Below are 10,918 nucleotides of genomic sequence, written 5' to 3'. Positions count from 1 at the left end.
TTAACGGGACTTCCTTCCATCCTTTTCTGATTGAGTGGTAGTCCAGCGCTGCGGAAAAATACTCGCTTTCCGTGGGGAACGCTTCAGCCTCCTCGGGAAAAGCGCCCTGCGGGGTCTTCAGACTGTTCCTTTCCCACTGGAGTCTCGCATTTTTCCGCAGCTTAAGATAGATATCTGATCAAGTGAGAAGTGGTCCTGAAAGTTGTCTAACATGTGTACTCGCAACAAATAAAGCTAACTATTACTAGGTCAATTCACAGCACACACACTGCAGATTTTTCGGAACTGCCCTTTGGCAAAAATTTTAAAAGACAACCATTAATTTACATCCAAAACAGAAAATGAACAATATATTCAAGGAAAGCAAGCAATTTCCGCTGCTTACGATTGACTTTTAGTTAATTGGGGTTAAATCCCAGAATATGTCTAACATAGGTATCTTAACATCGAAATTCAGAAAACTCCTAACAGCGAAGGCATACCACTCATTTTAATCAGAAAGAGAGAAAGTCTCCCGAGAATGAACTTTTACTATGTTGCATTTTGCCTCATTTGTAAAACTTTTAAATAAGTGTTTTCGATGGATGAAATTCCGTGGTTTTGACTTGATTATCTGAAATGGTCTTTTTACTTCGCTATTGGAAAAATTTCCTTTTGAATTGTATTGATTTTTCAAAAAATAATGGTAAGATAGTAAACCTCTCACAAAAATCTGCGGTATTGGAAGGGGGAAATGAAATGCAGAAAATCGCCATAATCGGCAGTGGAGGAGCGGGCAAATCGACGCTCGCTAAACAAATCGGTACTATACTGAATCTTCCAGTTTATCATTTAGACGCTTATTTCTGGAAACCTGGATGGGAGCCTATCCCCAAGAAAGAATTGATCAGCTATCATCAGGAAATTTTTCAACAAGATGGTTGGATTATTGATGGAAATTACAGCTCAACCATGGAAATGCGTCTACAAGCAGCTGACACAGTGATTTTTCTGGATTATTCCACCATCCGGTGCCTCTACGGGATCATAAAAAGAAGATTTCAATACAGGGGAAAAACAAGGCCCGATATGGGAAAGGGCTGCCCGGAAAGACTGGATCCCCAATTTGTGTTATGGGTCGCCAGATATAAACAACAAAAGGCTCCCATCGTAAAACAAAAACTTAGAAACGCAGGCAATATCACTATTTACCACCTAAAGAAACCCAGACATACAAAAGATTTCCTTACTCAACTTGAAAGAACCAGCACGATTGAAGCTGAATCGCCTTCAAAAATTACCCCTTAAAACAGGCGAACTTCCTTTTTAAACCGGGGTCATGGGAACATCATCCTCTGGCCCCGAAAATAAATGAGTCGAACCGCCGGTCCGACCCATGGGATCACTTATTGATTATTCTTTTCTTCTTCTTCCAATCTTTCCATATCCCGGTGGGTTTGCGGGAAGCCATTAGCCACCCATTCAGCTCTATATTCATGATCCAGTCCTGTTAATCCTTTTTCAGCTTCATCTTTATCTGCATCGGGACTCTCAATATCATCCTTCTTGGCAATGGTGTTATCTGCCTGAGCCTTCCCTTCATTGTCGTCAAGTTTTGTTTCCATATCGTCCAGTGCTTCTTTTTCTTTTTTCATCATACCCATTTGGCCGTCGATTAACGATTTGGTCTTTTGAATAGTTTTGCCGGTATTATTTTTCAGTGATTGCTTAAAGTCGTAACTTCCTTGCTCTTCATTTTTCGCTTTCTTCTGGAAAGTCTTCACAGCCACCATAGTCCCGGCAGATACTAAAGCAGTAGATCCGGCTATCATACCAATAGTAGATTTTTTCATAGAAAACACCCCTCCGTAAATTTGACTCCGTTGTTATTACTCTATAACCCGATTAGGGCAAACCTAAACAAGTAATATATGCCAAGTCAAAAGTTCATCATTTAACCTACAGCTTCGACAAGGGGGTGAATGAATAATGTCATTTGGATGGACATCTTGTAGTTAAAACATGACCGGAAATCAATCATTTATGCAGGGCAATTCCTTGTTCAGAGCGAATATTAGTAACAAGAGAAAGACATATCCGGATGAACAGGAGATGATGAATGATCGATGAGTAAACAAATGGATGGACAAGCTGAAGAGAAGGACAGAAACAATACAAACTATGTGAGCATTTCCGAAGCTTCAGAATGGACAAAAATTCCTAACGCCACTTTAAAAAGATATATACTTAACCATGAACACATCATCAATTTTAAAAAGCACGGCAGAGAATACAGGGTCAGAGTTTCTGACTTGGAAAAATTGAAATTGATTCGGAAGCTATATAGTGAAGGACTGAAAAAGGAAGCAGTAAACGAGAGGCTTGAATCAGAGGGCCTGCCTGTAACAATCACGCTTCCTTCAGGAAATGAAGGCCGGAACGGATTAATCTCCGTAAACCAGGAACTTCACGAACTGAAGAATAATTTTAAAAGTTACATGCAGCTTCAAGAGCAAAAAAGGCAAGAAGAAATGCGATTAATCCAAGAAAAGTTTTCCCAGTTGGAACAAGACAATCTTGAATTAAAACGGATCATCAATGAACGGGATGTACGGATGATTGATCATATGAATAAAAGCATGGAAGAGACCAAGAAATCTTACGAAGAAGCTGCAGCCGCCAAGGGCCAGCAAAAAGGATTTTGGAAAAGGCTATTCCAAAGAGAGTAAAAATGAACAAATCAATGTTCTTTTTTTTTGCTTTTTTCACACCTTGTCCACTAACTATCTGCTTTTTACCAGTAAGTTGACGGCCTCTTTCACTAACTCATCACTGTCTTCTCCACTTTCTTCCGCTTTTCTGACACATTCGATTAAATTGGCACTTACCAACACACCGATAGTTCGATCGAGTGCAGTTCTGCTTGCGGACAACTGGGCAATGATGTCTTTACAGTCTTTTTCCTCCTCCATCATCCTCAAGATACCACGCAATTGTCCTTCGATTCGTTTCACACGGTTCTTCGTTTGAACATCGTATTCCAAGATAATTCCCCTCCATTATTGTTCTTTAAATATATCTAGCACAACTATATACCCTGACAGGTATAACGTCAACTGCCGGGATAATTCTAAAAGACAGGCAATTTAACAAATAGCGCGCATAAAGTAATTTTACATGCAGTTTGAAAAAAGGGAGAGGATTTATTTTGCTTAAGGAACAAAGGGTATGTGTCGGTGAATATAAAATGAACATAAGATTCTTTCATGAATCAAATAGCCAGGAAGTGGTCGTACTTATTCACGGGATTCCGACCAATTCCCATTTATGGGACCAGGTTGCCCCTTATTTAGCTGAAAATTATGCTGTGATTGCGATAGATATGATTGGTTACGGAAAGTCTGATCGTGCCCCTTTTACGGATTTGACATTACCAGACCAGGCTAATTACATCGTTCAGGCGCTAGACCAGCTGAATATCCCAACAGCTCACTTCATCGGACACGATTTGGGTGGCGGTGTTGTACAAATTCTGGCAGTAGCCTCCCCAGAGCGGGTTTCCAGTATTGTAGTGATAGACGGAGTTTGTTTTGCAAATTGGCCGCTGCCGAAAGTGGTCTCCATCCGCTACCCAACTGCAGAAGAATTTGTACCTTCCCCGCTATTTATCGAACGAATGTTGAGAGAAGGGGTTTACTATCCGACGATGCTGACTCCGCATTTAATCGAAAAGTTCACGTCACCTTTCAATACACCGAGCGGACCGGAAGAGCTTCGTCAGGCATCCTTTGCATTGAATCATCACCAGACAGAAGATCTCGTTCCTTATTTACCTGGAATCAAATGCCCTGTTACGCTATTATGGGGACAGCACGACAGGTACCTTGTGCCCTTTTGGGGATTGCTTCTACAGCAGACAATTCCTCATTCAAGCTTTAAAATCATACCGAATGCCAGCCACTATTCCATGATAGACCAGCCAAGTATTGTCGCACATGAATTTCTGCGGCACTTAGCTTCTCATTAAAACGCCAACATATATACTTACTTCGAATAATTTAAGAATTGAAAGGGATGGAACCCGAGGATATTTTCCCCTTCTGCCAGTTTCCACTCTTAAAACTCCTCATCTGTTCATTTTTTCCTGGAATAAAAAGCGCAACAAGCCGGATAAGCTGCTGCGCTTTTTATTGTGTCATTGGTTGCCAGTTAGAAAATGAACTATTTGGAAATCAATCACCCGGCAGAACACCAACTTTGCTTAGTTCGAAAACGTAGCTTGCTGATAGTCTAATGTAAATACTGCAGCACGATTTGTGCAGCACGCTGTCCGGAAATAACTGCTCCTTCCATAGTGGCAAAATAGGGTTGTCTGGTATAGTCACCTGCCAAGGTCAACCCTCTGATTGGTGTCGATTGGTCGGGGCGCATCCAATCATGGCCTGGTTCTAAGGAATGGAAGTCTTCCGGATGGGATACAATACGGTAATCCTTTAAGTGAGGCTTAATATCAAGGCCGATTTTCCGTGCTTCTTCTATTGTTATTTCAAGTACTTGTTCCGGCTTCATGTCCAAAAATCGGTCAGACGGTCCCAAAATAACCGAAAGCCGCCCAGGAACATGTTTGAAAGTAGTCCGTGATTGTTCTGCAAAACTGACTAAAGCAGTTCCTGCTCCAAAAGTAGTCCGGTCATAAGGAATAAGCGGCTTGTCCAATTCCATTTGAATCGTGACAGCAGGCATTGTTGGAAGTTTCATCATTTTAGCAAGACCTTCATGATTTATTCCGGACTGTTTCAAAATTCGTTTGGCAGCACCCAATTCAGTCGCGACGACCGTCTGCTTTGCCTTGATTTCTTCCTGTTTGAATGCAACTCCTGTTACTATTCCGTCTTGATAAAGCAGTCTATCCACTTTCACACCGGTCCGGACAGTTCCCCCCTTTGTTTCAATTGCGTCGGCAATCGGCTTTGTGGTCATTTCTGTCATTCCGCCTAAATATGCACCAATACGCATCTTATAAAATCGCGTTACCGCCGGAAAACACAATCCAAAAAATACATAGGCAGAGTACCTTTCAGGTGGTAGGAAAAACAGTCCAGCCGTCAAAGGAAAAAGCAGGATATGATAAGCATCATCATGCACACCATGCTTCTTTGCATACTCATGGATACTCACCTTATCAAGTTCTTCCGGATGATTGAGATAATCCCAGAATCCTTTCACAAAAAAAGGGAGCAGCGACAACTTATCAGAAAACGAAAGAATATCATTGTTGCCAAGAATTCCTTGCAGCATTTTGACGGGTCCGTGCAACGGAGCAATACCGAACGTTGCGATTCTTTCCTTAATGGGGGAACGTACGTCCATTCGTTCCTCCCAATTCACAATTTTATTGACATCAACGCCTGCCTTGGCCAGCACCGCCGGGTATTGCTTATAATACCCGATCACCCGGTGGAAACCTGATTCCACATGCATCCCGTTTTCCACCCAGGATGACGTCCTCCCACCGACGACATGATTGGCCTCCAGGACAAGTGTCTTATACCCCTTCTCTGTTAATTCCAGCGCACAGGTCAACCCTGCCAATCCTGCTCCCACAACAACAGCGTCAAATTGTTTATCTTCCATTTCCATAACCCCGCACTTTCCTTATATATTACTAATATCCTTTCCATCTCTACTCTTCTTACTCAGGGGAATAAATCATTAGACAGAAAAGTGCGACCTTCTTGTTTTATTCAGGGTAAGTCTCTTGCAGGAAAGAGATCGATTCAGAAATCATTTTTTTCAATATGTCTATATCGATATCATCCACCTTGTTGATATAAACACACGACTTGCCGGTTTTATGTTTTCCAAGTTCCGCTAATAATGTCTCGCGATTCGGCTCTGCCTGAGCAAGGTATAAACTGATTTTTGCTTTCCGGGGTGAAAAACCGACTAACGGCGCGTCCCCTTCATGGCCGGTTTGATATCTATAATGATACCGCCCAAACCCGATAATGCTTGCTCCCCACATTTTCGCTTCATATCCGGTCGTTGAAGTGAATATATCCAGTAACCTAAAAGCATCCTCCCGTTTCTTTGGGCTTTCCACTTTCTCAATAAATTCGATCACACTTTGATCTGTCTGTTTTGTTTTTTGTTCATAAGCCATTTTCCTCACTCCTTTGTTCTAACAATTCTCTGTCTGTTTATCTATTTCCTACCCGATTCACCATTTCTCTGCTATATCGCTTTCATGGAGCCCGATGTTTAATCTATTTCATTATCGGATAAATAAAACCTTTAAGCTGAGTCATTGATCATTCTCTTAAAAACATCCGTTTTACAGCAGGAAAACCAACATCAATATTGGTGTTTATATAAATCCCTGTAAAAATCATAGCAAGAAAATACTTAAAGAAAGGTGAGACTAATGGAAATACTACTAATCTTTCTCATTCAGCTTATTTATGTTCCGATCATGTCGATCCGGATTATTTTCTTAGTAAAAAACTTGAAGGCCCAGGCAACAGTGATAGGCGTTGTGGAAGCCTTTATTAACATTTTTGCATTCTCTCTCGTTTTAACAGGAGATCAAAACATAGTAGCAATGCTTGTTTATGCGTTAGGTTTTGGAGTAGGACTGTATATAGGCGGTGTAGTGGAGAACAAACTGGCTGTCGGTTATACCACTTTCATTGTCAATACACAAAACCTGAATGATGAATTAATAGAAAGACTGCGTGTCGAAGGATTTGGAGTGACAACTTTCCGCGGAGAGGGGCGGGACAGCTCCAGACATAAATTAGAGATACTGACTAAACGAAGACGTGAGGAAGAATTGGAAACCCTCGTATTAAAGTACGAGCCGAATGCATTCCTTGTGGCTTATGAGCCAACGAAGTTCCATGGCGGCTTCCTATTAAAAGCGATGAGTAAAAGAAGAAGAAGGAAGATGGAAAGACAACAGAACCAGTCCTCTCCATCTGAGGCTTAAAATCAACAACAAAGCGTATAGGGCAAATATCCCTATACGCTTTTTTCAATGAAAAGAGTTCACTCTCCCCATCTTCGCGGACTCCAAATAGTTCCTTCTATCTCATCTTCCATCTGATGGATCCGTTTCTTTTGTTCTTTGATGATATCTTGGGTCGTTTTGATTAAAATCCGTTCATTATAATCCTGACTATTGACGAAAAGTTTTTCCAACTCTTCCAGGATCCATGTTTCCTTTTCCACCTTTTATCCCCCCCCATTTTGTCGTCATCCATACATCTGATCCAAAACAATTTTCAAATCATCCATTGTATCTCGATTTTCTTCCATAATCCCAATGGCAAAATCCACCACATTTACCCCTTTAGGATTTTTCTCTGATGTGGATATATTCTCCAACTGCTTAATGAGCCACCGTTCCCGGGAAGCCAAGCTGTCATCATTTTCCATCGTCAGTTTCTGCCAGTATTGAACGAGCATTTTCATCTTTTGCTCCTCTTCCAAATAAGCGAATTGGAAAATGGAAAAGGGACGAAGATATTTCATACCCGTTTTATAAGCCATTGCCTGGAAGGGCCGGGTAAGTTCACTTATTGTGTACAACTCTTCTCCCCCGGCTTGATACTCCTTCTCATGCACTCCAATCATCATGATTAACCCGAACTCTTTTCCAGCTAATGCATTTCCCCTAGTCCCATAGGCAAACCCATCTTCCAGCACAACATCCTGCCAATGCTTTAACAAAGGAGGAGAACTGTACCAGTAAAAAGGAAATTGAAAAAGAATCCGATCATGTTGTCTAAGTAATTTCTGTTCTTCCGAAACATCGATATTACCGTCCGGATAAGCGGATTCCAGGTGGTGAACGGTTATTCCCTCAAAGTTTTTGATGGAGTTTAAAAAATATTGCTGGCTCCTGGACTCGATAATATCCGGATGGGATATAATTAATAGCGTTTTCACACCTACTGCCTCCCACTACATTTTGTTAGTATTGTAGCTTACAACTCTCGTATTGTCTTATGTTCCGCACTGATACATTTCGATTTATCCAGAGGATATTAGAATTTAAAATGGATTCCTTATTCTGTTCCATTTTTGCTATTATATAAACAAACAGCTCAAGGCAGAAATATAGAAACCTTTAGAAAGATATTTCTTAAAGCAGGTGAATGGACGAATGACGCCTAAAATACTGATTGTAGAAGATGAACAGAAGATTAGTCGCGTTTTACAGTTGGAGCTCGGTTACGAGAACTATCATACAGAGATTGCTGGTGACGGCAAAACAGCACTACAGTTAATGGAAGAAAAAGAATGGGATTTAGTTTTGCTGGATATCATGATTCCTGAATTAAGCGGCTTTGAAGTTTTACGAAGACTACGAAAAAGGGATGAACACACACCAATCATCCTGCTAACCGCAAGAGATGAAGTGCACGACAAGGTGAGTGGACTCGATCTAGGTGCGAATGATTACATCACCAAACCTTTCCAAATAGAAGAATTGCTGGCAAGAATACGTGTCCATCTAAGAAGGCCCAAAACAAAGCCGCAGCAGATGAATACTTTTTCCCTAGGTAACCTAACCGTTGATCCTGACTCCCGCGAAGTCAGGCAGGGGGATTTCCTAATTGAACTGACAGCGAGAGAATTCGACTTGCTTCTATGTTTGCTTCGTAATAAGAATATCGTGATGACAAGGGATCAGTTGATCGCACAAGTCTGGGGTTATGACTATCATGGCGAAACCAATATAGTCGATGTCTATATTCGTTACTTAAGACAAAAATTGGAAAAAGATTATGGTACAAAATATATTCAAACGGTAAGGGGCGTGGGCTACACGATAAAGGATACCAATCATGAAACTTAGAACGAAAATCCAGTTGTTTTCCAGTTTGTTCATATTGTTTTTAGTATTATTAGTTAATATGGCTGTATATGTGTTCTTCTACAAGATTAGCACAAATGCCGAATTGGAAGAACTCGAACTCATAACGACAGATGTCATTTCGGCTATAAATGAAAATCCAGATGTAGACCCAAGAGGATTAATGGAAGCTTACCTGCCTGCAAATGGTATGATTCGGATAATTTCAGAAAATAATGTTCCGATTATCGAGCAAACAAGGTCAAAAGATTATCTAAGCTTGCCTTGGCATTTCTCCAATAATGAAAATCGGGAACTGATTACGAAGGAAGATGCACCGGACATTGTTGTCATCGAGAAGCCGCTCATTTGGCCGGCAGGTGAAAATAGAGGAAAAGTAGTAACCCTCCAAGTATCGAATCATCTAGTATCTTTTCATCAGACCATGCGTACGCTCTTATTTGTGTTGGGAGTCCTATCGCTTATTGTATTAGTTCCGGCATTTATAGCAGGTTCATTATTAAGCAGTTTTCTATTGCGGCCAATCCAGAAACTTATTCAGGCTATGAAGGAGAATACAAAACTTGAAAAGTGGCAGACATTAGATATAAGACATCATTCCAATGATGAAATTCACGAAATGGAGATGACTTTTAACGAAATGATCGAGCAGTTAAAAGCCAGCTATGAAAAGCAGGAGATGTTTGTTTCAGATGCCTCGCATGAATTGAAAACACCGATCCAAATCATAAAGAGTTATGCTCAATTGTTGGAAAGAAGAAAAAACATAGACCCGCACATATTTAATGAGTCAATAAAAGCAATCGATTCGGAAGCTGACCGGATTCAAAAACTGGTAGAACAAATGCTTGCTTTAGCCAAAAATAAACAGCCTGATTTGAGAGAAATTGTCAACATCGGGGAAGCTGCAAAAGAAACCGCCTCCACCTTCCAAAGTGCTTATCATCGTGATATACATGTTGCGATAGAGGATAAGAATCTCCATGTTCATGGCAACAGGGACCAACTCAAGCAGATTATTTACATATTAATCGATAATGCCATCAAGTATAGTGATGAATCCATTTATGTAAGTGTATTTCCTCAAGACGGTCAAGTGATTTTAAAAGTGGAAGATCGTGGGCAAGGGATGGCAGCCAAGGATGCAAATCGCATTTTTGATCGTTTTTACCGTGTCGATAAAGCCAGAAGCCGGGATACAGGAGGAACAGGTCTAGGGCTTTCCATTGCCAAATCAATAGCGAAAGCACATGGAGCTGAATTGACAGTCGAGAGTGAACCGGAAAAAGGCTCCATTTTCACACTGAAACTAAAAAGATAATAAACCACTAGTCAATTTCTCATCAAATTTTAATCTTCCTCACATCCTCCTTTCATGATGTAAGTATACAATGAGGATACTAAAGAACAGGAGGTATTCATAGTGAAGAAAAAAACAGTTATTGTCATCGCAGTAATGGTTGTAGCAGGTATCATGGGCCTTGCGTTTTCCCAGTCAGGAATCGTAAACGCTGATCCGGATTATTCCAAGGATGATATCCGGAAGCAGGTAACGGAGCTTTATCCAGGTGAAATTACCGAGTTGGAATTTGAAAAACAAGGCAATAAAGCAATCTATGAAGTCGAAGTTATCGTTGATAACAAAGAATACGAATTGCAGATAGACGGAAACACTGCTGAAGTTATAAAACTTGAGGAAAAATCCGTTTCAGCTCAAAGTCGTTCAGATGATTCCTCTAAGCAGCCTATACCTGATGACGATGAATCAGGTGATGATAGGACTACTAACAGCAATGGTAAAGAAGAAGACAATCACACCAGCAGCGATGCAGCAGAAAAAACAGTAATTAGTGAAGCGGAAGCGGAAAAAATCGCAAAGGATAATTTCTCCGGGAAGATTGAAGAATTGGAATTAGACGAGGACGACAATCGCCTAGTTTATGAAATTGAAATGGTCGATGGGAATCGGGATGCTGATATCGAAATTGATGCCATTACTGGTGAAGTCCTTGTATTAGAAATTGAAACAGACAATGATTAATGAAAAAGGATCCTTAT

At 40.7% G+C, this 10,918-nt stretch carries 13 protein-coding genes; 7 read left to right on the top strand and 6 right to left on the bottom strand.

From position 1 onward, the window contains the following. The first annotated feature begins 738 nt into the window (after positions 1-738). On the top strand, positions 739-1,287 hold the full coding sequence (locus tag CZ434_RS18130; protein ID WP_077624416.1) for a DNA topology modulation protein: 549 nt from the start codon (positions 739-741) through the stop codon (positions 1,285-1,287). Between the two features lie 98 nt (positions 1,288-1,385). Here CZ434_RS18130 and CZ434_RS18125 read toward each other — a convergent pair whose 3' ends face one another. Continuing rightward, the gene (locus tag CZ434_RS18125; RefSeq protein ID WP_077624415.1) at positions 1,386-1,832 is read right to left on the bottom strand and encodes a hypothetical protein; all 447 of its coding nucleotides are present in this window, start codon (positions 1,830-1,832) and stop codon (positions 1,386-1,388) included. A gap of 273 nt (positions 1,833-2,105) precedes the next feature. Here CZ434_RS18125 and CZ434_RS18120 point away from each other — a divergent pair, with 273 nt between their 5' ends. Further along, positions 2,106-2,708, top strand: a complete 603-nt coding sequence (locus CZ434_RS18120) for a MerR family transcriptional regulator (RefSeq protein ID WP_077624414.1) — start codon at positions 2,106-2,108, stop codon at positions 2,706-2,708. A 54-nt stretch (positions 2,709-2,762) separates the two neighbouring features. On the opposite strand, the gene CZ434_RS18115 is transcribed toward CZ434_RS18120, so the two are convergent. After that, entirely contained in the window at positions 2,763-3,023 is a 261-nt protein-coding gene (locus CZ434_RS18115) for a metal-sensitive transcriptional regulator (RefSeq protein WP_077624413.1), read from the bottom strand. 164 nt (positions 3,024-3,187) lie between these two features. On the opposite strand from CZ434_RS18115, the gene CZ434_RS18110 reads away from it, so the two are divergent. After that, positions 3,188-4,006, top strand: a complete 819-nt coding sequence (locus tag CZ434_RS18110) for an alpha/beta fold hydrolase (RefSeq protein ID WP_245831021.1) — start codon at positions 3,188-3,190, stop codon at positions 4,004-4,006. 263 nt (positions 4,007-4,269) lie between these two features. Here the strand turns inward: CZ434_RS18110 and CZ434_RS18105 are convergent, their stop codons facing one another. Further along, positions 4,270-5,613, bottom strand: coding sequence for a hydroxysqualene dehydroxylase (locus tag CZ434_RS18105; RefSeq protein WP_077625248.1), 1,344 nt, complete (start codon positions 5,611-5,613; stop codon positions 4,270-4,272). 106 nt (positions 5,614-5,719) lie between these two features. After that, positions 5,720-6,142, bottom strand: a complete 423-nt coding sequence (locus tag CZ434_RS18100) for a DUF1801 domain-containing protein (RefSeq protein WP_077624412.1) — start codon at positions 6,140-6,142, stop codon at positions 5,720-5,722. Between the two features lie 261 nt (positions 6,143-6,403). Here CZ434_RS18100 and CZ434_RS18095 point away from each other — a divergent pair, with 261 nt between their 5' ends. Next, positions 6,404-6,967, top strand: coding sequence for a DUF2179 domain-containing protein (locus CZ434_RS18095; RefSeq protein WP_077624411.1), 564 nt, complete (start codon positions 6,404-6,406; stop codon positions 6,965-6,967). Positions 6,968-7,026: 59 nt separating this feature from the next. Here CZ434_RS18095 and CZ434_RS18090 read toward each other — a convergent pair whose 3' ends face one another. Together CZ434_RS18090 and CZ434_RS18085 are read right to left on the bottom strand one after the other, a co-directional pair. Then, a complete protein-coding gene (locus tag CZ434_RS18090) occupies positions 7,027-7,209 on the bottom strand; it encodes a hypothetical protein (RefSeq protein ID WP_077624410.1) in 183 nt (60 codons plus the stop codon). A gap of 24 nt (positions 7,210-7,233) precedes the next feature. After that, positions 7,234-7,929, bottom strand: a complete 696-nt coding sequence (locus CZ434_RS18085; protein WP_077624409.1) for an NAD(P)H-dependent oxidoreductase — start codon at positions 7,927-7,929, stop codon at positions 7,234-7,236. A gap of 217 nt (positions 7,930-8,146) precedes the next feature. Here CZ434_RS18085 and CZ434_RS18080 point away from each other — a divergent pair, with 217 nt between their 5' ends. From CZ434_RS18080 to CZ434_RS18070, 3 genes are all read left to right on the top strand, one after another. Beyond that, entirely contained in the window at positions 8,147-8,842 is a 696-nt protein-coding gene (locus CZ434_RS18080) for a response regulator transcription factor (RefSeq protein ID WP_077624408.1), read from the top strand. Next, the gene (locus CZ434_RS18075; RefSeq protein ID WP_077624407.1) at positions 8,832-10,181 is read left to right on the top strand and encodes a HAMP domain-containing sensor histidine kinase; all 1,350 of its coding nucleotides are present in this window, start codon (positions 8,832-8,834) and stop codon (positions 10,179-10,181) included. Before CZ434_RS18080 ends, CZ434_RS18075 begins: the two co-directional genes overlap by 11 nt. A 102-nt stretch (positions 10,182-10,283) precedes the next feature. Then, on the top strand, positions 10,284-10,901 hold the full coding sequence (locus CZ434_RS18070; RefSeq protein WP_077624406.1) for a PepSY domain-containing protein: 618 nt from the start codon (positions 10,284-10,286) through the stop codon (positions 10,899-10,901). Positions 10,902-10,918: the final 17 nt, after the last annotated feature.

The sequence above is a fragment of the Sediminibacillus massiliensis genome (assembly GCF_900156915.1).
Taxonomy (GTDB): Bacteria; Bacillota; Bacilli; order Bacillales; family Amphibacillaceae; genus Sediminibacillus_A; species Sediminibacillus_A massiliensis.
The sequence above is the reverse complement of the archived record's forward strand: the minus strand, read 5'-3'. Positions and strand labels throughout refer to the sequence as shown.